Source organism: Burkholderia pyrrocinia (assembly GCF_018417535.1).
Taxonomy (GTDB): domain Bacteria; phylum Pseudomonadota; class Gammaproteobacteria; order Burkholderiales; family Burkholderiaceae; genus Burkholderia; species Burkholderia pyrrocinia_E.
In genome coordinates this window covers 468449-490963 of sequence record NZ_CP070978.1, presented here as the reverse complement: position 1 = coordinate 490963, position 22515 = coordinate 468449, and the positions used below count along the sequence as shown (strand labels likewise).

The following is a 22515-nucleotide window of genomic DNA, read 5'->3' as shown; positions in this document are numbered from 1 at the left end:
GTGCTCACGCACGATGGTGTTCACGCTCGATAAGCGGACAGGAATCAACAGGGAGAAAACACAATGAAGTTTGTGCGGGTGGCAACGGAGGGCGCGACGACAGACGGTCGCGACATCACGCGACAACAGATCGAGGAAATGGCGAGCACGTACGACCCGGCGAAGTACGGCGCGCGCGTATTCCTCGAACACTACCGGGGAACCATGCCGGATGGTCCGTTCCGCGCGTATGGCGACGTCCGGGCCGTCGAGGCACGCGAGGTCGAGGACGGCAAGCTTGCGCTGTTCGCACAGATCGATCCGACGGACGATCTCAAGGCAATGGTGAAGGCTCGCCAGAAGGTCTATACGAGCGTCGAGATTGCGCCGGATTTCGCAAAGACGGGCAAGGCATACCTGTTCGGCATCGGCGTGACGGACAGTCCCGCAAGTCTCGGAACCGAAATCCTCACGTTCTCGCGGCAACACCCGGACCACTTCAAGTCCCGCAAGGGGGCACCGGAGAATCTGTTTTCGATTGGTGTCGAGGTCGACGCGGCATCGCTCATCGGCGACGAACCCGTTGATCCTGCCGCGTCGTCTACGTCGATTGCGTCGGCCGTGGTGGCGAAGTTCGCCGAAATGTTCGGCTTCTCGCCGAAGTCCCCGGCACCGGCCGCCGACGCATCGAAGGGCGGCGCCGCGAAGGCAGGCGAGTTTGCGCAAGGCGATTCGACGAACGCCGACCTGATCACGCGGCTGTCGTTCCACAGTGCGTCGCAACAGGTCGTGATCGATGGTCTGACACGCGATATCGCGGCGTTGAAGGCCGACCGCGAGAAAGACCGCGAAGCGTTCAACACTCTGAGCAAGCAACTCGAAAGCGAACCGGGCTCGGGCGCGCGACCGAGCGCCAAGGGCGGCGCTGATTGGGAAGCGACTGACTGCTGACGGCGGCCGGGCTCACTCACCACACATCGAATCACCGGAGAACACATGAACCCGATTACCCGGCGCGCGCTGACGCGCTACATGGACAACATCGCGAAGCTGAACGGCGTCGCGAGCGTTGCGGAAAAATTCGCGGTCGCGCCGAGCGTCCAACAAACGCTCGAAAAGCGTATTCAAGAATCGGCGGCGTTCCTGCAAAGCATCAACGTACAGGGCGTCACCGAACAGATGGGCGAAAAACTCGGTCTGCTGATCGGCGCGCCGATTGCGAGCACGACGGACACCTCGAAGACGGATCGAACCACTGTCGATCTGACCGACATGGACCCGAACGCGTATGTCTGCACGCAGACGAATTTCGACACGCATTTGAAGTACAGCAAGCTCGACGCGTGGGCGCAGTTCCCGAATTTCCAGACGATGGTGCGAGACGTGAACGCGCAGCAACAAGCGCTCGACCGGATTCGTATCGGCTTCAATGGTGTTGGCCGGGCCGCAACGTCCGATCGCACGAAGAACCCGAATCTCGAAGACGTGAACAAGGGCTGGCTGCAGAAGTACCGCGATCAGGGCAAGGATCGTGTGATCAGCGAAGGAAAGAAGGGCTCGGGCAAGCTGGTGATCGGCGGCGCCGATGGCGATTACAAGAACCTCGACGCGCTCGTGTACGAGGCGACGAATTCACTGATCGAGCCGTGGTATGCGGAAAGTCCGGAACTGGTCGTGCTGTGCGGCCGCGATACGCTCCTGGACAAGTATTTCCCGATTCTCGATCGCGACAACCCGCCGACCGAATCGCTCGCGGCCGGACTGGTCATCAGCCAGAAGCGCATCGGCAATCTGCGAGCTATGCAGGTGCCTTTCATGCCGCGCGGCAAGCTGTTCATCACCATCCCGAAAAACCTGTCGATCTACTGGCAAATCAGCGGCCGTCGACGCGCCGTGATCGACAACCCGAAGCGCGATCAAGTCGAGTTCTTCGAATCGAGCAACGAAGCGTATGTGGTCGAGGATTTCGGCGCCGGTTGCCTGATCGAGAACGTCGAGTTCGCGGGTGCGCCTGCACCCGTGGGCGGTCAGTAAGGTGCGGCGATGACGCGACATACCCCGATCACTCGGCATTTGATGCGCGTCGCCGCGTCGGCCGCGTTCGTCGCCGAACCCGGCGACACGCGCGGCGAGGTCGCGGCGAGCACGCAACGCGGGCAGGACAGGGCGTACGAAATGATGCGCGCGAAGCTCGCGACGGATCAGCGGCGATTGAAGGAAACGCAATCCGTCGAGCGGAAGGTCGAAATCAAGCGCGAAATCCTGCCCGACTATGTGCCGTACATCAGCGAAGTGCTGGAACGCGACGCAGGCGGTCAGGATGACGTGGTGACAACGATCATGCTGTGGCGGCTCGACGCCGGCGACATGGGCGAGGCGATGGATATTGCCCGATACGCGATCCGCCACGGGTTGACCATGCCCGCACATTTCGACCGCACGCTACCGGCGACGGTGGCGGAAGGGTTCGCCGACACGGCTGACGTGCCGTCGGACCTGCTGGCCGAAGTGATCGATCTGACCGCGCCTTTCGATATGGTCGATCAGATCCGCGCGAAGCTGTTCAAGGCGTACGGCGTGGCGCTGACTGCGATCGACCCGGATTCCGCGCTTGCCGCGTTTCGCCGCGCGTTCGAGCTGAACGACAAGATCGGCGTGAAGCGCGATATCGCGCGGCTCGAAACGCTGCTGTCCGGCAAAGAACCTGCACCCGGCCCCGATGGTGAGGGCACGGATGCGTAACGCGTCCCTCGCGACGTGGCGGCACGCGTGCCGGGCGGCAGGCATCGCGCCTTGCCAAGCGGCACGCGTCCACCGCCACCCTGAACGGTGCCGCGATGAATGATTTCGTCTCTACCGCGCCCGTTCCGGCCGCGACCGCACCGAAACCGGCCGATCCTGCTGTCGCCCCGATCATCCCGGGCGACGGATGGTTTCCGGAAATCGATCTGCGCGTCGCCCGTGAGGTGATGCGCCTGCAAGACGGCACGATCACCGATTCGCGATTTCGCGATGCGTTGGTCGAGGGCATCGCGCATACCCGCGACGTGCTCGCCGAGTGGCGCGCGGATCGTGAACGCGAAGGTGCGGCCGATCTGGCGGCAACCCTGAGCGGCGAGGTGGACGGCGTGAATGTGCAGGTGTCGCGCTTTCGCCGGGCCGTGTGCGCATGGGCGCTCGCGTGGCTGGTTGAGCGCTATCGCGGTTACGACACGTCGGCCAGTGGTGCGCGCCGAGCGGAGGCGCTGGATTGCCTGCCGGAAGACGCGCGGCGTGACGCGTATTGGGCCGTCTCGGACATCATGCGCCGCCGACGCGTCACGGTGGACCTGATCTGATGAAGGCACGCGCACAACAAAACGAAACCGTCGACGCGCTCTGCTGGCGTTGGTACGGCCGCACCGATGGCGTGGTCGAGGCGGTGTTAGAGGCGAACCCGGGCTTGGCCGATATCGGCCTGTTTCTTCCGCTCGGGTTCGAGGTCGAAATGCCGGACCCGACGGGGATCGCGGGAACGGCGCCGCTGGTTCAGCTATTCGATTGAGGTTCGTATGCGAAAAGACCCCGGTTTTCACGATCACGGCGCGCGCGCTGTCGCGTTCCGCGCGCTGTATGCGGTGCTCGCGCTAGTGGTCGTCACGCGCAGCGTGTCGGCACCGTACGCGCTCGCGGACATGATGATGCGGCGGGAGGGTTTGCCAGGCGCAATCCTGACGCTCGCCATGATCGGAATTGCAATGGTGCAGGTCGCCGATGTGCTGCTGAACGGCGTCCTGCCGCAACGTTGCGCGTGCGTATGGCTCGTGCGGCACCGCCACGGGCTCTACGTGGGCGCGGCGTTCTGCTATCTCGTGCCGCCCTTCGTGTTTGCGCCAATCCTCGGCGACGCGTGGGGTGCTTATCTGCTGTATGTCGGAATGGCCGTTACCAGTCTGGTGCTGGCGTTCCACGATCAATTCGAAAAACGTCATCGGAGGGCTGCGTGCAAAACCTGATTCGGTATCGGTGGGTCTGGCTGGCGGTGGTGTGGCCGCCGTCCGCGTGGGCGGCAACGGTCACGTTCGGCGACGATCTGTCGAGCATCCCGCTCGCGGCCGTGACGCTGTGCCTGTTCCTGTCGTTCATTGGCGGCCTCGCGAGCACGTTGCAGAAGCTTGCGGCCGACGTGGCGCCGGTTCGCTCGATCGGGCTGGAAATCGCCAAGGATCTGGTGGTGTCGCTCGTGGCCGGGCTGCTGGCGTTCTTCGCGTCCGAATGGATGAATTTTCAAGCGGTGCTTGAGGCGGGCGTTATCACGCTCGCCGGGTACGGCGGTTCGCGGGTGCTCGATCGGGCGCTCGATCGCGCGTTGCGCGAAGTGGATCGCGGGGCAGACGCGGGCAGATAAGGCGCGCTCCGCATGCAGGCAATCAGGGAGGCACTATGCAGTTGACGGACCATTTCACACTCGAAGAACTGACCGCGAGCGACGTAGCGCGCACGCGGCATATCGACAACTCGCCGTCGGCCGCGACAGTCGAAAACCTGCGGCGTCTGGCGCAGACGCTGGAACAGGCCCGCGTGCTGCTCGGCGGCAAGCCGATGCAGATCACTTCGGGCTATCGCTGCCCGGCACTGAATCGCGCGGTGGGCGGCGTCGCCAATAGCGCGCACCTTGCCGGGATCGCGGCCGATTTCGTTTGCCCGAAGTTCGGCGCACCGCTTGACGTCGTGCGCAAGCTGGCGGCGTCGAATCTCGCGTTCGATCAGCTCATTCACGAGGGCGGCCGGTGGGTGCATATCGGCCTCGCGGCCGACGGCGTGAAGCCCCGTCGGCAGGTGCTGACCGCTCATTTCAGTGGCGAATCGGCGTCGTACACGGTGGGCGCATGAATCCGCTCGTCGCGAAGCTGCTGGCGATCGGCGCGGCTGCGCTCGCCGCATGGGGCGGCGTTCGCTATATCCAATCGCTCCATGCGGACGTTGCGGCCGCACAGCAGGCCGCACGCGCTGCGCGCGATCAGGTGACGGCGCGCGATCAGACGATTGCGCGACTCGCCGCAAGCGCGCAGTCAAACGCCGAACTACAACGGCGGCTCGACACAACGCGCACGCAGATCAGCACGGCGCAGGCGCGCATCGAAGCCGCAACCCGGAGAATCCTGAATGAAACGCCCGAATCTCGCGCATGGGCTGATACTGTCCTGCCTGCTGACGTTGCCCGCCTGCAAACAAGCCCCGATCTCACCGGCGCCTGTGATTACCTTCAGCGCGTGCCAGCCGGTGACGCGGTGCGCGCTGCCTGCGATGGCGCCGCAAACGAACCGTGACATGAATGCAGCGCTGCTGATGACGAAGGCCGCATGGGCGCAGTGTGCGGCGACGGTCGATGCGATCGCCGAGTGCCAGGCGCGCGCCGAGCGCGCGGCTACGGTCGCAGATCCGGACGGCGCACGGTGAAAAAGCTCGATTCGTTGCGTGCCGCGATCACGGGCGCCGTTGCGTACCTGCCCGAAAACCCCGATCGGCTGCTCGTGTTCGTTGATGAGGGCGTGGTCGAATCGAACGCGTCGCCTGCGCCGTCGTACGTGATTCGCTACGTGGCGCGCATTGTGCTTCTCGATTTCGCCGGATCGACGTTCGCGCTCATGGGCGACATTACCGAATGGGCGAAGCGCAATCAGCCGGATATCGTGCAGAACCCGGACACCCGGCAGAACGGGATCACGTTCGAAGCGGACGTGTTGAACAATGGCGCCGTCGACCTGTCGATTCGCGTCCCCCTGACCGAAAACGTCGTCGTGACGGTGGCGCCGGACGGTACCCGGTCGTATGCGTCCGTGGAAGACAGCGCACCCGGTAATGTCGATGTGGACTCGGCCGCATGGCTGCTCGACCCGGTTGAAACAATCCTCGTGGCGCGCAGACGGTGACGGACGATCTAACCGCACTCGATTCGTGGGTGGGCGAACTGCTCGCGAAGCTCACGCCCGCGCAACGGCGCGGCGTGCTGCGCGCCATCGTGCGCGACCTGCGGCGCAGCCAGTCGGCCCGTGTCGCGAAGCAAACGAACCCCGACGGGACGCCGTTCGAGCCACGAAAGCGTGCGTCGGGCAAACGCCCGCCTGCGCGCGCCAGTGCGGGCCGGATCAGGCGGCAGGCCATGTTCATGAAGCTGCGCACGACGCGGTTTATGACGGTCGCGGCGACAGCCGACGGCGGCACGGTCGGATTCGCCGGGCGTGTCGCGCAGATTGCAGCCGTCCACCAACACGGCGAGCGCGCCCCGGTGGCGCCGGGCGGGCCGGAATACCGGTATCCCCGTCGCGTGCTGCTCGGCTTCACTGAGCCCGAGCGCGGCATGATTCGCGACCACTACCTCAAACACCTTTCCTCCCGCTGACGCTCGGTCGCGCGCGGCCGTCGCGTATCCCTCGCTGATTTTGTACCCGGCCTGAGCCGTGGCGCCGTCGCTCGCCTGTCGATCGCGCGCGCGGCACGATGGCGTATCGATTGATACAGCGGCGAGGCACACGTGGGACAGGCACAGGCGAACGAAGCACAGCGACAACAGCGGAACGGCATTCTGCGCGGCCGCGTGGTTGCGCTCGATCTGGCCGATCCGACCGCGCCCCGGTGCCGCGTTGCCGTCGGCGACCCTGACACCGACGGCGAAGGGCTCACGACGAACTGGCTCCCGTGGAAAGCCACGCGTGCGGGCAAGGTCCGCACATGGAGCGCGCCGAGCATCGGCGAGCCGGTGGTGATCGACTGCCCGGGCGGTGATCCGTCGCAAGGCGTGGTGTCCGGCGCCGAGTATGCCGACGACTATCCCGCACCGAGCACGAGCCCGAGCGAGCACATGATCGTGTTCGCCGACGGCGGCCGGATCGTCTACGACGACGCGAGCCACGCGCTCACGGTTGCGTTGCCTGCGGGTGCCACGATCCATTTCGCTGCGCCCGCGTCCGTGCTGATCGAAACGCAGGACGCGACCGTCAAGGCCGAAACCGTCACGCTCGATGCAAAGCAAACGACGTGTAAGGGTGCGTTCACGGTCGAAGGTCCGTTCAAGTTCCTGAGTGGTGCGACCGGAGAATCGGGTGAGGGTGGGGCGGGTCCGGTTATGCAGATTCGTGGCTCGGCCCATTTCACGGACGACGTAAAGGCTGGCGACATCAGCCTCAGATTCCACCCGCACCGGGCGCAGGGAGAATTCGCGCTCGTGTCGTCGCCGCTCGCGGGGGCGTGATGATCGGCATGAACGCACAGACCGGGCGATACGTTGAAGGCGTCGATCACCTGCGCCAGTCGATCGCCATCATCTTTTCGACGCCGTTGCGCACGCGCGTTAAGCGGCGCTTGTTCGGCTCGGACCTGCCGGACCAGATCGACGCACCCGGCAATCAAGGCGTGCTCACGCAGGTGTACGCGGCCGTCGCAACCGCGTTGATGCGGTGGGAACCTCGGCTGACGCTCACGCGTGTCTCGATCGATCAGGACGCGATCACGTCCGGCCAATTCGCGGCCGGGACGTTGCCGGTAATCGTGGAAGGCTATACGACGGTTCGCGGTGCGTCCGTCGATTTTCAAACGTCGGTTGCCGTTGAGGGTATCGGCGCATGAGTACCCCGATCGATCTGTCGCGCCTGCCCGCACCCGATGTTGTCGAGGAAATCGATTTTGAGGCAATGCTCGCAGAGCGCAAGGCCGGGCTCCTGTCGCTCGTGCCAGAGGATCGGCGCGCGGAAGTGGCCGCCGCGCTCGAACTGGAATCGGAACCAATCATGATCCTCCTGCAAGAAAGCGTGTACCGCGAAATGTACCTGCGGCAACGCGTGAACGACGCAGCGCGTGCGGTCATGCTGGCGTTCGCAATGGACGGCGATCTGGATCAACTGGCCGCGCTGCTCGGCGTCAAGCGTCTGGAAATCACGCCAGCAGATCCGGAAGCGGGTACCCCAGCCGTCATGGAAGAAAACAGCGATCTGCGCTATCGCACGCAGTTGGCGCCGCAAGGATATTCCGTCGCGGGTCCGGAGGGCGCATATCGTTCGCACGCGCTTGCGGCTCATGGCTCGGTGCTCGACGCATCGGCAACGAGCCCGGCGCCCGGTGAGGTACTGGTGACGGTCTTGTCGCGCGACGGCGACGGCACGCCGTCCAAAGAAGTGATCGACGCCGTGACGGCGGCGCTTCGCGCGGACGACGTGCGCCCGCTCACTGACAAGGTGACGGTGCGTGGTGCAACGATCATCGGTTACGGGGTCGACGCGGTGCTGTTCACGTTCCCCGGGCCGGATTCGAGTGTCGTACTGAAAGAGGCTGACGCGAAGCTCGCGGCCTACGTCTATGAAACGCACCGCATCGGCCGCGAGGTCACGTTGTCCGGCATCTACGCTGCGTTGCACGTGAACGGTGTCGAGCGCGTCAAGTTGAATGCGCCGACCGCTGACGTTGAGATTTCCGCAACGCAGGCACCGTACTGCCGGGCGGTCAAGATCACCCCGGGAGGCGTCTATGGCGGGTGATCTGCTGCCGCCGAATGCGTCGCCGCTACTGCGCGCGATCGCGGCCGCGAATGCGCGGCTTGGCGAGGTGCCGGTGCCGATTCGTGACCTGATGAACCCGGACACGATCCGGCTCGATCTGCTGCCGTGGCTCGCGTGGCACCTGGGCGTTGTGACGTGGAAAGACGACTGGCCCGAGCGCATCAAGCGCGCCCGTGTGAAGGCCGCTATCCCGATCGCGCGCAAGAACGGCACGGCCGCGGCTGTCCGCGAAGTGGTCGAAAGCTTCGGCGGAAACATCGCTTTGCGGGAATGGTTCGAGCAAGAACCGCCCGGCAAGCCGTACACATTCGACATGGTGATGACGGTCGCGGCGCAGGACGGCAACCCGCCGACCGCATCGTATATCGCCGACATTCTCGCGGAAGTCGATCGCGCGAAGCCCGTGCGCGCCCACTACACCTTCACGCAGGGCTTTTCCCTTAGTGGCTCGATCGGTATTGGTGCAGGCGGACAGGCCGCGCTCTATCGTCGTCTGACGTTGACGGAACAATGACATGGCAGGGAATTTCATTCGAGTAACCGATGCCGGGCGCGCTGCGTTGGTCGCGCAGGGCAACACGGGTACGAACGAGCATCGCGTGACAGAAGTCGGTCTGTGTACGGCGGCGTTCGTGTTCGACCCGGCGATGACGGTCATGCCGAACGAGCGCAAGCGCGTGAACACGTTCGGCGGCAAAAACGTTTCGAAAGACACAATCCACGTCACGATTCAGGACACGACGAGCGATCAATATTCGTTGTACGGATACGGGCTCTATCTGGAAAACGGCGTGCTGGTGGCGGTGTACGTGCAAAGTACCCCGATCATGGAGAAGTCGCCCGCCGCTTACCTGATGCTGGCGTCCGACATGCAGTTTGTGTCGATCGACGCGACGAAACTCGTTTTCGGCGACGCATCGTTTCTGAATCCGCCTGCATCGGAAACGGTGCAGGGTGTCATCGAGCTGGCGACACAGGAGGAGGTCAACGAGGGCAAGGATGCGCTGCGCGCGCTGACGCCTAAGACTGCTGCCGGATGGTATGCGCCCCTCATTCGCCCGAAGTTCACGGGACCGGTGAGCGTCACGTCGGCGCCGACCGATCAGGACGCGCAGCTTGCGATCGCGGCATCCTCTGGAGCGCTGAACCGCGATGCGAAGCTGCGTTTTCATGGCACGTTCGCGGCGGGCACTGCTGACACCAATGCACGACTCGTCGCGACGGTCCGCGCGGGTTACGACGCCGGGACGTGGGGCCGGGAATACCTGGACTTCTGGATCAACCGCACGCCCAATGACTCGAACAGCGACGCGAACCAGATCCGCGCGATGCGGATCACTTACGGCGGACGGGTCGTCGTCGGCAATCGGAACGACGACGGCGCGACGCAATTTCAGGTTGCGGGTGACGGCACGTTCTCCGGCGGCGTCACCTCGTCGGGGCTCGACGCTGGCGGCGCCAATATTCGATTGCAGAACGGCCGTGATGTGATCCTTCGAAATGACGGATCAGATTTCTATCTGATGCTGACCGATTCGAGCGGCGCCTCGGCATCGTGGAACGGCTACCGACCGCTTACCGTGAACATGGGCACAGGGGCTGTGACACTCGACGCAAAGGGCGGCTCCGGGACGTATGTCGGCGGCCAACTGGCCGTCAAGGGCATGCTCAACGTCAGCAATGGTGCGAACGAGGCGCGCATGCTGCTCGGCCCGAGCGGCGGATACTTCTTCGGCACCGGGAACAGTGCCGGGTTCTACCTCCCGTCCACGGGGGCGATGTTCGCATTTGACTTCGCGAAAAAGAACCTGACCGTGGTCGGAAACGAGGTGTGGAACACGAGCAATCTACCGAATCCGGCACAGACGACGGGGTTCACGATGGCCGGGCAGATTCTTGCGGCTGAAGGCACGGTAGACAAGCCCGGCATTTCGTTCGTGAACGACGGCGCACCGGACACGGGTTTCTTCCACGTCGCGGACGGCGTGTTTGCGGTCGCCAACAATGCGAAGGAAACGATGCGGTTTGTCGCTGGCGCGACAAACCGTGTGCTGATCGGCGGAACACCCGATGACTTCTACAGCGCACTTCAAGTCGGCGGCGCCGCGTCATTCACGGGCGCGGCTCCCGGCAACGGGCTTGCCGCAATGGGGTCCGGCGTGTTGCTTGGGAACAATGCCGGGGGCACGATCATCTTCAAGTCCGCCACGTCCGGCGCAGACATGAAGGTGTGGGATTTCAAGGCAGGCGACGGCATCTTTCAGGGTCGAGCCGTCACGGATGGATGGACGTCCGGCGTCCCGTGGATCAACGTAGCTCGACAGGCCAACAGCAACGCGATTCAGACCGTTGCGCTCGCGCCCAATAACGGCCGCGTACTGATGGGGCCGACGGCCGATGACGGCTCGAACACGGCGCAGGTGTCTGGCAGTGTGCGCGCTGCGAACTACTTCATCAACGGGCAAGGCGTCGGTGATTCCGGGCTGATTGGCATCTACAAGGGTGCCAACGGGCCGAATATCGGTTTCTACGGCAGTTCCACAATCGGCGCGGGTGCGCTCACGTTCAGCGCGGGCGGGACCGAACGCGCGCGTGTCACGGCAACCGGTAAGTTGGTGGTCGGTGCAACCGGCGAGGACGGCAGTAGCGCACTGGTCCAGGCGAATGGCCCGATCAAGGCGTCGAGCGGGGTTGGTGCGCTGGTCGCTTCAAACGGCTCCGGCACGGGTCAGACGTCGATCATCCTGCGACGTGAGGGCGGCGCCGCTGATCAGAAGCAGTGGGAATTCCTGCAGGGTGGTGACGGGACATTTGCCCTTCGCACGGTCAACGACAATTACTCGGCATCCATGAACGCGATGTGGATCACTCGCGGCAACGGCTCTGCCGTTGGAAACATGGTGCTGATGCAGAGTGGTGGACGCGTATTGATCGGCGGGGCGGCCGACGACGGCTCCATTCTCAACGCGGCAGGTCTTGTTCGCGGGCTCGGGTTCGCTGTCGATGGCGGTTCGTCGTGGGCCACCATCTATTTCAAGAACAGCACGAAGACGCGCTTCGCGGTTGGCAAAACGGATACCGACGATTTTGCAATGACCGCGTGGGCCGATGACGGCACCACTCAGTCCAAGGTGCTGGACGTTGCCCGTAGCACGCAGGTTGTTTCGCTCGCCAAGCGCCCGACATGGGCGGGTGGGCTGACGCCGTTCGATACCGGCAACTTCGATCCGAACTCGAAGATGAACAAGGCTGGTGACACGGCGACCGGCGACCTACGCGTCAAGCAACCAAACAACACGGATGCGCGCGGCTTCGTGCTCGCGCGAGCGGACGGCACCTCGCAGGCGTGGATTCACGGCACGATGAACGGCAACTATTCGGCGTGGGCGACCATGAAACCGGACGGTTCATGGCAGGCAAACCCGATCATCGTCTACAACGCCGACAACCGAGTTGTATTCAATTCGGATATCCATGTCACGACGAACTCGCGCTTCTACAGCCGGCCCACCTTGAACCGCGACGGCTGGCAGGCCGATATCGGCTTGCGCAATAACCGCCCCGGTTACGACTCGTGGACGTACCTTCGTGCGCGCGACGGCGGCGGCATGGAAATCATCAACAGTGCGTACAACGCTGTTTCGTGGTCCGTTGACGATTGGGGAACGATGTACATGCGCGGTACCCAGATTCTCAACACGGACGGGAATCTGAACCTGACGTGGCGCGGCCGCTACCTGAGCGCCGAAATTGACGATATCTGGGGAAACATCAACGCGCGAGCGAGTGCAGGCGCGCGCGTGCAGTGGGATTCCGGCGTGAACAACTTCGGCACCGTGGATCGCCTCAATGGCGCACTGCCGGCGCCGTGGGTCGTTTGCGGATTGAGCGGCCCGGGCAACGGGACGGCAAACGCGATCGTGGTCTACGGTGTAGTACTGAGGAACCAATGACGAAAAATTTCATGCTGCACGTCGAGCAAGCGGCCTTCATTCTGTCGAAGAAATTCCCGCAGCTTGTTCGCTGCAAGGATTATTGGGTCGCGCACCCTGTCGATGAGAAGTCATACGAGCAAACGAAATCGGCGTGGGTGCCGATCTGGCATCCGCGCGACATTCCGCAGCCGAGCCCGGCCGATCTGTTGAGTTGGTGGCCGGAGTTCGAAGCGGAATTCGAAGTGATCGACGCCGCCGCGCGTGTGCGGCGCGAGCGCGACGCGCTGCTTGCACAGGTCGATCCATTGGTCGAACAAGCGGCGGATGCTGGCAATGCCGACCGCGAAGCGGCGCTTCGAAAGTACCGCGCTGCATTGCGCGACGTGCCGCAGCAGGCCGGGTTCCCTCTGAATGTTGTATGGCCGGTTCTGCCTGTCTGAGCCGGAACGTTGTCGAACCATTTACTGAACCTTTTTCGGAGATTCCATCAATGACCCTCAAGAAAACGATCACCGTCGAACTGTCGGGCGCTCCCGCCAGCATTCACCGTATCGACTCGGTGACGATCAATTACGCGGCCAACAGTACGTCCGTGCAGATGTCGAGTTTCTATGACGACGCGGCACGCCGTGCCAATCGCACGCCGCTCGCAAACTCGATGCTGAGTGTCGAGGGCGTGCCGAAGGCCGGGAAAGATCCGAAGGCGTACGTGGAAGCCGCACTGGTGGCACCCGTTCCAGAGGGTGAGGACGGCGACGCCACGTTGAAGCAATACGCGCCGAACCGTTACGCGTTCTCGGGCGCCGAAATCATCGCCGACTGATCGGAACCGATGACGTGCGGTCCAGATCCGGGCCGCGTCAATCCAATATCAAGGGAGTAGAACAATCATGGCGCAGGACTATCACCACGGCGTAACCGTCGTTGAAGATAACACCGGCGTCCGTCCGATCACCACGATCTCGACGGCCGTTATCGGTGTCGTGTGTACCGGCGACGATGCCGACCCGATCACGTTCCCGCTGAACAAGCCGGTGCTGCTCACGAACGTGCAGGCCGCGCTCGGCAAGGCGGGCCGAAAGGGCACGCTGTACACGACGCTCGATGCGATCCAGAAACAGACCCGCCCGTACACCGTCGTGGTGCGCGTCCCGCAAGGCAAGGATTCGGCGGAAACCACGTCGAACATTGTCGGCACCGTGAACGCCGACGGCACGAAAACCGGGCTCAAGGCGCTTGAATCCGCGCCGTCCGTGGTGCAGGTGAAGCCGCGGATTCTGGCGGTGCCGGGGCTCGATACGCAGCCCGTCGCGAACGCGCTGGCATCCACCGGGCAACTGCTGCGTGCGATGGCGTACGTCGCGGCTCGCAACGAAACGGGTGAACTGGTCGCCACGCAGGAGGAGGCGGTGGCCTACCGGAAGAAGTTCGGTCAACGCGAAGTGATGGTGATCTGGCCGGATTTCGTCGCATGGGACGACGCAGCGTCGAAAGAGGTTGAAGTGCCCGCCGTCGCATATGCGGTCGGCCTGCGCGCAAAGATCGATCAACAAACCGGCTGGCACAAGACGCTCTCGAACGTCGCGGTGAACGGCGTCGAAGGGATCAGCAAGCCGGTTTCGTGGGATTTGCAGAACCCGGCGACCGATGCGGGTTTCCTCAACGAGAATCAGGTCACGACGCTGATCAATCGAAACGGCTTCCGGTTTTGGGGCTCGCGCACCGCGTCCGACGATCCGCTGTTCGCGTTCGAGAACTACGTGCGCACCGCGCAGGTGCTCGCCGATACGGTGGCCGAAGCGCAGATGGTCGTGATCGACGGTGTGATGGTCCCGGCGCTGCCGCGCGACGTGATCGAGGGCATCAACGCGAAGATGCGTGAACTGACGACGAAGGGCCGTTTGATCGGTGGCTCGGCGTGGTTCGACGCGGAACAGAACGGCGTTGTGGCGCTGAAAGACGGCAAGGCGGTGATCAATTACGACTACACGCCTGTGCCGCCGCTGGAAAACCTCACGCTGATCCAGAAGATCACCGATCAGTATCTGGCCGATTTCGCGTCGCAGGTGAACGCGTAACGCACCCGCCTGGACAACAGGTCCGGCTCCAACATAGGGAAGGGAGGATAGAAAAATGGGAATGCCGTCCAAACTGAAACACTTCAACGTGTTTCAAAACGGCGTGTCGTATATCGGCCAGACGGCGGAACTGACGCTGCCGAAGCTTACGCGCAAGATGGAGGAATGGCGCGGTGGCGGCATGGTGGCGCCGGTCAAATACGACTTCGGGCCGGAAGCGATGGAAATGGAATGGTCGCTCGGCGGACTCGACAAGAACATGTTGAGCCAGTGGGGCGCGGCGTCCGTCGATGGCGTGATGCTGCGCTTCGCAGGAGCGTACAAGAACGATAGCGACGACGAGTGGACCGCCGTCGAAGTCGTCGGGCGCGGTCGTTATTCCGAAATCGATTTTGGCACCGCGAAAGCGGGCGATGACACCACGACGAAAGGGACGCTGGCGCTGTCTTACTTCAAGCTTTCCATCAATGGCGAAACCGTGATCGAAATCGACGCGCAAAACTTCATCGAACTGGTGGGCGGCAAGGATGCGCTCACGCAGGTCCGCAAGATCATCGGCGTCTAAACGCAATGCGCGGCCTGTCCGCGCGCTGACATTCACCACACTGAGAAACGAAATGAAAGAACTGAACACCGAAAACACCCATACGCTCGATCAACCGATTCGTCAGGGCGACAACGAAATCAAGGCGATCACGCTGCGCAAGCCGGGTTCCGGCGAACTGCGCGGCGTGTCGCTGTCCGATCTCGTGAACCTCGACGTGTCGGCGCTGCACAAGGTGCTCCCGCGTATCACCACGCCGACGCTGACCGAAGCCGATGTGTCGAAGCTGGACCCCGCCGATCTGCTGCAACTGGCCGGGATCGTCAGCGGTTTTTTTATGACGAAGGCCATGCGTGCAAGCATGGGCTCCCCGACGTAGTAGAAGACGCGATGGCGGACGTGGCGGCGGTATTTGGCTGGACGCCCGCAGTCATGGACGCAATGACTGTTTCCGAACTGATGGAGTGGCGCGAGCGGGCGCGCATGCGATACGAACGGAATGAATAACGAACTGAAGCTGCGCGTCGTGTTCGATATGGTCGATCGGATGACGCGCCCGATTCGCCAAACGCTTGCCGGTAGCAAAAGCCTGTCGCGCGCGCTCGCCGAAACGAAGAAGCAACTTTCGGAACTGCAAAAGCAACAGAAAACCGTCGACGCGGTGAAGGCGGTCCGTACCGAAATGGGGCAGACCGCCACGAAGTTGAAGGCGGCACAGGAGAAGTTCGCCGGGCTGCAAGCGCAGATCAAGGCGACCGAAAATCCCACAGTGCGGATGCAGAACGCGATGCGGCGGGCGTCGGCGTCCGTCGTCGCGCTCACGCAGCAACAGGAAAAGCAGCGGACCCGGCTTGGCGAACTGAACGCGCGGATGCAGCAGGCCGGGCGCGGCACGCAAACGCTGACGGCATACGAGAAATCGTTGCAGTCGAGCATCGCGAAAACGAACGAGACGATCGCGGAACAGGGGCGCCGGTTGCAGGCGGTACATGGGCGCCGTGCGGCGCTCGCGCCCGCACGTGATCGCCTTCAGGCCGCGCGCGGTGCGGCGGCCGAAATGGCGGTGGGTGGATACGCTACGCGCGCTGTCGGTGGCCGTGTGCTCGGTGGGGTCGGTGCGGTGCTCGATGAATCGAAGCACGCGAAGCTCGAAGAGGTACGGATCCAAGCGCTCGGCGCTGGCGACCACAATACGGCGAAGGCGATCGATTTCGCGCGCAAACACAAATCCTATGGCGTCAGTACGACGGAAAACCTCACGCTCATGCGTGACGCCATGACGATCCTCAACGACGAGCATCACGCGGAAATGATTCTGCCGACGCTCTCGAAAATGAAGTTCGCGAACGATGCGCTGTTCGGCGCCGAGCAAGGCGGCGACAACGAACAGAAGTTCATCAACATGTTGAAGGCGATCGAACAGCGCGGCGGCACGAACGACGCCGCGACGTTCAATCGTGAAGCGAACATGGTGCAGAAGGTCATCACCGCGACCGGCGGGCGCGTCGGCGGCGACCAGTGGCAGGAATTCATCAAGACGGGCGGCACGGCTGCCAAGATGCTGCGTTCCGACGCGTTCTATTTCCAGATGGAGCCGTTGATTCAGGAAATGGGCGGCGACACGGTGGGTAGTGCGCTCATGTCGGGCTATCAGAACCTGATCGAAGGCCGGACGACGGTGCGCGCGACGCGCAAGCTCATGTCGCTCGGCCTGCTCAACAAAAAGAAAGTCGAGTTCGACAAGATCGGACGCGTGAAAGTATTCGCCGATGGCGCGCTGCTGAACACCGATCAGTTCAAGTCGTCGCCGTTCGAGTGGATGGAGCAAACCCTGCTGCCGTTGTTTGAGAAGAAGGGCATCACGAAGGAACGCGACGTTCTCAGTGCGATCAGTTCGATTTTCACGAACCGCCGAGCATCGAACCTGTTTGCCACGATGTTCCTGCAACGCAAGGCGATTCATAAGAGCGTTGCACTGAACGAGCACGCATACGATATCGATCAGGGTTTCAACGTCGGCCAGACGTTGCCGCAGGGCAAGGAAATCGACGCGTTGTCGAAGAAGGCGATTCTGGAAGAACAGCTAGGGTCGAAAATCCTCCCGCTGTATAACCGCGGACTCGAACTGACGGCAAACCTGATCGAGCGCGTGAGCGGGTGGACCGAGCGCAACGCGGGCACGGCGCGCGCACTCGCGATCGGCCTGGCGGCGCTCGGCGCGGTGCTCGTGGGCGGTGGTTCGCTGACGATCGGGCTCGCGGCAATTATCGGGCCGCTGGCGCTCACCCGTTACGGCATGGCAATGCTCGGTGTCCAGGGCGGATTGTTGCGCGGCACGTTGGGCATGTTGGGCGGCGCATTCCGCGCGTTCGGCGGTGCGATATTTGCCGTCGGCCGCCTCCTGCTGCTGAACCCGATCGGCCTTGCGATTACCGCTGTCGTCGCGGTGATCGCCGGGGCAGCGTACCTCATCTATCGGTACTGGAAACCGATCTCCGCTTTCTTCGCGAAGCTGTGGGACGGCATCAAGCGGACGGTGCAAACGGTCGGCGTCTGGATCGCCGACTACCTGATGAATTGGACCGTGATCGGCTTCATTGTCGATCATTGGGCCGATCTGAGGGCGATCACGCTCGCGATATGGGAACTGATCAAATCCGGCGTGCTGCGCGCGGCGCAGGCCGTCGCAGACTTCTTCATGAACTGGACGATCGTCGGCGCGATCGTGCGCCATTGGGACGACATCAAGGCAGCGACCGGCGCGGCGTGGGACTGGATCAAGCAAACGGCGATGGGTGCCGGTGGTGCGATTCTCGATTTCTTCATGAACTGGACCCTGCTCGGCGTGGTGGTTCGGCACTGGGACAGCATCATGTCGTACATGTCCGGGCTCGCGACTCGCTTTGTCGAAATCGGCGGCAACATCGTTGACGGACTCGTGAACGGCATCACGAACGGCATGAATACGCTGCGCACGGCGCTGCACAACGTCGGAGAAAGCGCGATCGGCTGGTTCAAGGAAAAGCTCGGCATTCATAGCCCGAGCCGCGTTTTCGCGGCGCTCGGCGGGTTCATCGGGCAGGGCGCGGCGCAAGGGATCGAGGCCGAGCGCGCGAGCGTGGCCAGTGCCGCCGCCCGGCTCGCCGGGGCCGCGTCGATCACGTTCGGCGCACTGACGGCGAACGCTGCGCCGTCGCCGCTCGAAATGCGGCCATTGATTGACACCCGGCCGCCGCTATCGGCCGCGAGCGCGGCGCCGTCGGCGCCCGTCGATAGCGGAACGCGGAATTACTACATCACGATCAACGTAGCGAATGGTGACAACGTGAAGGAATTCGAGGCGGCAGTGCGCCGCGTGATTGATCAGGTCGAGCGCGAGGATCGTCGCCGCGTCAGCTCGCGTTTGTCCGACTGAGGCCGCCATGCTGCTTTCTCTCGGACAGTTCGTTTTCGGCACGCTCACGGCGCCGTTCAGCGAAATGCAGCGGCGGCGCACGTGGAAGTTTGCGAGCAATTCGCGCGTGGGCGCGCGTGACGCGCGCCAGTTCGCCGGGCCGGGCGATGACACGTTCACCATGCAAGGCATGATCGCGACGGGCGTTCTCGGCACGCCTATCTCGATGGACCTGATTTCCGAAATGGCGAACACGGGTGATGCGTACGTGCTGGTGGACGGGCGCGGCATCGTCTACGGCGCATACACGATCGACGAGCTACACGAAACGCACTCGTATTTCACGATCCTCGGCGTGCCGCAGAAAATCGAATTCACGCTGACGATCACGCGCGTGGACGATCGCGCGCTCGCGGCCTCGGTTGACGGTGGCGCCGCCACGAGCGAACCGACGGGCGGATCACTCGATAAGGCGCCGCCCGGTGCGACGCCGCCATACGTCAAGCCGAAGAAGCCGAAGGCGAAGAAGGGGTAGGGCGATGGCGGATTTTGTGCAAGCGACCAAGCTCCCGGCGCGGCGACTCGTCCCATGCGCCGACTACCGCATCACGCTCGACGGGCGCGACCTGTCACGCTCGATCGCGCCGTACCTCGTCTATCTCACGTTGAGCGAATCGCGCGCCGACGAAGCCGATTCGCTCAATCTGGTGTTGGACGACACGCGCGGCGATCTCGAACTGCCGAAGCGCGGCGCCGAACTGAAACTGTCGATTGGGTGGGAGGGCGAAACGCTCGTGGACAAAGGCACGTTCACGATCGATGAGTTCGAGTTCCACGGTGCGCCTGACCAGATCACGGTGAGCGCCCGCTCGGCGTCGATGACGGATGCCATGCACGAGCGGCGCGATAAAAGCTGGCACGGCCAGACGATCGGCGATATCGTCAAGACGATTGCCGCCCGGCACAAGCTAACGCCTGCGCTCGGCGACGCGCTCGCGAAAATCCGAATCGCGCATATCGACCAGACGAGCGAAAGCGACATGTCATTTTTGACTCGGCTCGCGAAGCGGTACGACGCGGTGATGACGGTCAAGGATGGGCGCCTGCTGTTCATGCCGATCGGTGCGGGCACGAGCGCGAGCGGTAAGCCGCTGCCGACGCTCGAGATCCGGAAGGCGAAGGGCGATTCGTACCGCTATCACGTCTCGCAGCGCGAAAGCTACACGTCGGTGCGCGCGCGTTGGCACACGTCGAAGAAGGGCAAGCAAGAATCCGTGATCGTCGGCGGCGAAAACAACCGCAGCACAAAGCTGTTGCCGGAAATCTACAGTTCGCGCGCCGATGCGGAGGCGGCGGCCAAGGCTGAATACGCACGCACGCAGCGCGGACAGGCAACGTTTGATATGACGCTCGCGCTCGGTCGACCCGACGTGTACCCCGAAATGACCGTGAACGCGAAGGGCTTCAAACCGGATATCGATGCAACGCCGTGGCTGGTGAAGCGTGTCGTGTCTCGGATCGACGGCAACGGCGGTTTCACGTCATCACTCGAAATGGAGATGCGCGACGATCCGACGACGAGTCGGCACAGGACGCATTTCCGGAAAGGGGGGAAATCGGCGTAAGTATGACCTCTCCGGGTTGATGGTCGAGCCGACGGATACGGCTAAGCACATTTTCGCGCGAGGCGCAATAGCAATTGTCAAGCCCACTACACCGGAGGTTGCAAAATTTCCTCATGTGGTGCATTGACCGCTAACGGAACGCCACATACAGTATGCGTACCCTTTGCGCGAGAGGGATAGCAGCCGTCCAAGCGGACGCTGCGTGACACTAAATTCAGATCGCAGGCAGCGGAAACACGTCTCGATGGAGTACAGCTATTGGTAGCTGTTTCTCCCCGAGTTCGGGTCGCCGCTCGATAACTAGACTTAGCATCTGACACCGGGGTTCCACATGTCTATCATCAAGAGCTTTTCCGTCGGAAACGGCGACATGTTCTATATCAGGCACAACAGCGATAATTTTACAATTATCGACTGCAATCTTACTGATGAGAACAAGGACGAGATTATCGCTGAACTGAAAAAGGAATCAGCCAGCAAGGGCATAACTCGCTTCATTTGTACCCATCCAGATCAGGATCACTTTGGGGGTATAGAAATGCTCGATGATGAAATGAACATCCGGAATTTCTATGTTGTCAATAATCAGGCAATAAAGGATAATGATTCTGACTCATTCAAACGCTATTGCGAGCTTCGAGATGATACCGATAAGGCGTTTTACATTTACAAAGGCTGCGCGCGAAAATGGATGAACAAAACCGACGAGACGCGCGGCTCGTCTGGTATTAGCGTCCTGTGGCCGGATACCAATAATTCTGACTTTAAGCTGGCGTTGGCAGCCTGCGAAGCGGGCGAGTCGTATAACAATACGTCGGCCGTCATCCGATACTCGCTTGAAAACGGAGCAAGCGTGATGTGGTTGGGAGACCTCGAAACAGATTTCATGGAAAAGATCGAGGAACACATCAAGCTTGAAAAAACCACGATCGTTTTTGCTTCACATCATGGTCGTGATTCGGGGAAAATTCCTGACTCATGGCTTGAGAAGCTAGATCCACAGATCATCGTAATTGGCGAAGCTCCTTCACGGCACTTGCACTACTACACGGGGTACCGGAAAATTACCCAAAACCGCGCCGGTGACATCATCATGGAGTGCGTGGAAGGGAAGGTGCACTTTTACGTTTCAAATCCGGAATACGAAGGGCCGGATAACTTAAAAGACGAATCGATGACCAGCTTTTTGAACTATATCGGTAGTCTCGACGTAGAAACGGAATACACGCTCTGATCACGTCAGATGTAATGCCTGCCGGGATAGTCCATGAACAGAAGTCTTGTCGCGCCGGATCAAATTGAAATCGCGCTGGCGCTCTCGGGTGGGGGCGCGCGCGCTATGGCTTTCCATCTTGGTGTGCTGCGGTACTTGGCGGAGCGGGGTATGTTGGAGCGCGTATCGCGGGTTTCGACGGTCTCCGGCGGCAGCTTGCTCGTGGGCCTCATGTTTAGCCGGTGCAACATGCACTGGCCGTCGTCCGCAGGCTTCATTGAGCAGGTGTATGAGCCTCTTCGTATGCAGTTGAGTCGACGTAGCCTTGCCTTCGAGGCGATATGCAAACTGGTGGTTCCACACAACTGGCGCTACATATTGTCTCGTGCGAATCTGATCGCGAAATCGCTAAGGGGCTGGGGCGTTACACATTGCCTCAAAGACTTGCCAGTCCGTCCGGAATGGTCGATCAACGGGACGACTGCGGAGACGGGGCGAAGGTTCCGATTTAAGCGCGACTCCATCGGAGACTGGAGATCCGGGTATGCTTACGGCGGAGAGTTCGCACTAGCCAGTGCGATGGCGGTGTCGGCGGCGTTTCCGGGATTGATCGGTCCGCTCTCCATCAAGGCTCGGGCATTCTCATGGATGCGCCGTAAGGAATGGGATGCCAGCAAGCCACCGGAACCTGTCTCGTTGCCCTTTAGGAACCTGCATCTTTATGATGGAGGCGTCTACGACAACTTAGGGCTTGAACCGTATTTCGATGTAGGCAAACAGCAGCCCAAAATTACTGATACCGTCATTTACGTTTCGGATGCAGGTGCCCCACTTGCCGATGGGCCAGCATCTTTCTTCAGCTTGTTTCGGGCGAAGCGCCTCGCCGACATCATGTCGGAGCAGTCGCGGACATTGCGGGTGCGTTCGTTTGTTAATTATCTCGAACGATCAAGCAACGCTGGCGCCTACACCTACATTGCGAGGCAGATTCAAGACGGAAACCAAGAAAATGCAAAACTCGCACGCGGTTTCCCGACAAATCTTTCACGAATGAAGGTTGAGGTTTTTGATGCGATTGCCGGTCACGGATACGCTCTTGCGCAAGACATCGAGCGCCAATATGGCTTGCTCAAAAGTTTGAAAGGGCACTGATTGAGTAACGCCAACGACGTCAACAAGCGACATCGTTGGGAATTCACAACGGAGCCAGGAAAAA

The 22515-nt window shown here is 62.0% G+C and carries 28 protein-coding genes; all 28 read left to right on the top strand.

The window, feature by feature from the left end:
• Positions 1 to 63: 63 nt before the first annotated feature.
• The 28 genes from JYG32_RS20350 (at position 64) to JYG32_RS20220 (ending at position 22451) form a co-directional block, all read left to right on the top strand.
• A complete protein-coding gene (locus JYG32_RS20350) occupies positions 64 to 930 on the top strand; it encodes a GPO family capsid scaffolding protein (protein WP_213266723.1) in 867 nt (288 codons plus the stop codon).
• A 45-nt stretch (positions 931 to 975) separates the two neighbouring features.
• The gene (locus JYG32_RS20345) at positions 976 to 2013 is read left to right on the top strand and encodes a phage major capsid protein, P2 family (RefSeq protein ID WP_213266722.1); all 1038 of its coding nucleotides are present in this window, start codon (positions 976 to 978) and stop codon (positions 2011 to 2013) included.
• Between the two features lie 9 nt (positions 2014 to 2022).
• Complete coding sequence (gpM, locus tag JYG32_RS20340) at positions 2023 to 2721, top strand: phage terminase small subunit (RefSeq protein WP_213266721.1); 699 nt, start codon at positions 2023 to 2025, stop codon at positions 2719 to 2721.
• A gap of 95 nt (positions 2722 to 2816) precedes the next feature.
• On the top strand, positions 2817 to 3317 hold the full coding sequence (locus tag JYG32_RS20335) for a head completion/stabilization protein (RefSeq protein ID WP_213266720.1): 501 nt from the start codon (positions 2817 to 2819) through the stop codon (positions 3315 to 3317).
• On the top strand, positions 3317 to 3523 hold the full coding sequence (locus tag JYG32_RS20330; protein WP_060336527.1) for a tail protein X: 207 nt from the start codon (positions 3317 to 3319) through the stop codon (positions 3521 to 3523). Before JYG32_RS20335 ends, JYG32_RS20330 begins: the two co-directional genes overlap by 1 nt.
• Before the next feature lie 7 nt (positions 3524 to 3530).
• A complete protein-coding gene (locus JYG32_RS20325; protein ID WP_213266719.1) occupies positions 3531 to 3974 on the top strand; it encodes a hypothetical protein in 444 nt (147 codons plus the stop codon).
• Positions 3962 to 4366: a phage holin family protein gene (locus tag JYG32_RS20320; protein WP_015875760.1), complete on the top strand. Its 405-nt coding sequence runs from the start codon at positions 3962 to 3964 to the stop codon at positions 4364 to 4366. Before JYG32_RS20325 ends, JYG32_RS20320 begins: the two co-directional genes overlap by 13 nt.
• A gap of 35 nt (positions 4367 to 4401) precedes the next feature.
• Positions 4402 to 4851, top strand: coding sequence for a D-Ala-D-Ala carboxypeptidase family metallohydrolase (locus JYG32_RS20315; RefSeq protein WP_213266718.1), 450 nt, complete (start codon positions 4402 to 4404; stop codon positions 4849 to 4851).
• On the top strand, positions 4848 to 5288 hold the full coding sequence (locus JYG32_RS38990; protein WP_249744835.1) for a protein lysB: 441 nt from the start codon (positions 4848 to 4850) through the stop codon (positions 5286 to 5288). The genes JYG32_RS20315 and JYG32_RS38990 overlap by 4 nt, the downstream gene beginning before the upstream one ends.
• A complete protein-coding gene (gene lysC, locus JYG32_RS20310; protein ID WP_249744834.1) occupies positions 5176 to 5418 on the top strand; it encodes an Rz1-like lysis system protein LysC in 243 nt (80 codons plus the stop codon). The genes JYG32_RS38990 and lysC overlap by 113 nt, the downstream gene beginning before the upstream one ends.
• Positions 5415 to 5891: a phage tail protein gene (locus tag JYG32_RS20305; RefSeq protein WP_213266716.1), complete on the top strand. Its 477-nt coding sequence runs from the start codon at positions 5415 to 5417 to the stop codon at positions 5889 to 5891. Before lysC ends, JYG32_RS20305 begins: the two co-directional genes overlap by 4 nt.
• Positions 5888 to 6361, top strand: coding sequence for a phage virion morphogenesis protein (locus JYG32_RS20300; RefSeq protein ID WP_213266715.1), 474 nt, complete (start codon positions 5888 to 5890; stop codon positions 6359 to 6361). The genes JYG32_RS20305 and JYG32_RS20300 overlap by 4 nt, the downstream gene beginning before the upstream one ends.
• A 132-nt stretch (positions 6362 to 6493) precedes the next feature.
• A complete protein-coding gene (locus tag JYG32_RS20295; RefSeq protein WP_213266714.1) occupies positions 6494 to 7210 on the top strand; it encodes a phage baseplate assembly protein V in 717 nt (238 codons plus the stop codon).
• Positions 7210 to 7584: a GPW/gp25 family protein gene (locus JYG32_RS20290; RefSeq protein WP_213266713.1), complete on the top strand. Its 375-nt coding sequence runs from the start codon at positions 7210 to 7212 to the stop codon at positions 7582 to 7584. Before JYG32_RS20295 ends, JYG32_RS20290 begins: the two co-directional genes overlap by 1 nt.
• Positions 7581 to 8489, top strand: a complete 909-nt coding sequence (locus JYG32_RS20285) for a baseplate assembly protein (RefSeq protein ID WP_213266712.1) — start codon at positions 7581 to 7583, stop codon at positions 8487 to 8489. Before JYG32_RS20290 ends, JYG32_RS20285 begins: the two co-directional genes overlap by 4 nt.
• On the top strand, positions 8479 to 9024 hold the full coding sequence (locus JYG32_RS20280) for a phage tail protein I (protein WP_213266711.1): 546 nt from the start codon (positions 8479 to 8481) through the stop codon (positions 9022 to 9024). The genes JYG32_RS20285 and JYG32_RS20280 overlap by 11 nt, the downstream gene beginning before the upstream one ends.
• Position 9025: 1 nt before the next feature.
• Complete coding sequence (locus JYG32_RS20275) at positions 9026 to 12463, top strand: phage tail protein (RefSeq protein ID WP_213266710.1); 3438 nt, start codon at positions 9026 to 9028, stop codon at positions 12461 to 12463.
• 11 nt (positions 12464 to 12474) lie between these two features.
• The gene (locus JYG32_RS20270) at positions 12475 to 12885 is read left to right on the top strand and encodes a tail fiber assembly protein (RefSeq protein WP_249744833.1); all 411 of its coding nucleotides are present in this window, start codon (positions 12475 to 12477) and stop codon (positions 12883 to 12885) included.
• A 50-nt stretch (positions 12886 to 12935) separates the two neighbouring features.
• Positions 12936 to 13268 (top strand): hypothetical protein, encoded by a 333-nt coding sequence (locus JYG32_RS20265; protein ID WP_119337303.1) that lies wholly within the window; start codon positions 12936 to 12938, stop codon positions 13266 to 13268.
• Positions 13269 to 13335: 67 nt separating this feature from the next.
• Positions 13336 to 14523, top strand: coding sequence for a phage tail sheath protein (locus JYG32_RS20260; protein WP_213266708.1), 1188 nt, complete (start codon positions 13336 to 13338; stop codon positions 14521 to 14523).
• Positions 14524 to 14578: 55 nt separating this feature from the next.
• Positions 14579 to 15088, top strand: a complete 510-nt coding sequence (locus JYG32_RS20255) for a phage major tail tube protein (protein ID WP_213266707.1) — start codon at positions 14579 to 14581, stop codon at positions 15086 to 15088.
• Between the two features lie 52 nt (positions 15089 to 15140).
• Positions 15141 to 15446: a phage tail assembly protein gene (locus tag JYG32_RS20250; protein ID WP_015875774.1), complete on the top strand. Its 306-nt coding sequence runs from the start codon at positions 15141 to 15143 to the stop codon at positions 15444 to 15446.
• Positions 15447 to 15457: 11 nt separating this feature from the next.
• Entirely contained in the window at positions 15458 to 15574 is a 117-nt protein-coding gene (locus JYG32_RS20245) for a GpE family phage tail protein (protein ID WP_213266706.1), read from the top strand.
• Entirely contained in the window at positions 15567 to 18482 is a 2916-nt protein-coding gene (locus JYG32_RS20240; RefSeq protein WP_213266705.1) for a phage tail tape measure protein, read from the top strand. The genes JYG32_RS20245 and JYG32_RS20240 overlap by 8 nt, the downstream gene beginning before the upstream one ends.
• Before the next feature lie 7 nt (positions 18483 to 18489).
• Positions 18490 to 18996, top strand: a complete 507-nt coding sequence (locus tag JYG32_RS20235; protein WP_213266704.1) for a phage tail protein — start codon at positions 18490 to 18492, stop codon at positions 18994 to 18996.
• Between the two features lie 4 nt (positions 18997 to 19000).
• Positions 19001 to 20086, top strand: a complete 1086-nt coding sequence (locus JYG32_RS20230) for a phage late control D family protein (RefSeq protein ID WP_213267431.1) — start codon at positions 19001 to 19003, stop codon at positions 20084 to 20086.
• A 331-nt stretch (positions 20087 to 20417) separates the two neighbouring features.
• Positions 20418 to 21320 (top strand): MBL fold metallo-hydrolase, encoded by a 903-nt coding sequence (locus JYG32_RS20225; RefSeq protein WP_213266703.1) that lies wholly within the window; start codon positions 20418 to 20420, stop codon positions 21318 to 21320.
• 33 nt (positions 21321 to 21353) lie between these two features.
• Positions 21354 to 22451 carry a patatin-like phospholipase family protein gene (locus tag JYG32_RS20220; RefSeq protein WP_213266702.1) on the top strand — a complete coding sequence of 366 codons (1098 nt, stop codon included), beginning with the start codon at positions 21354 to 21356 and terminating at the stop codon, positions 22449 to 22451.
• Positions 22452 to 22515: the final 64 nt, after the last annotated feature.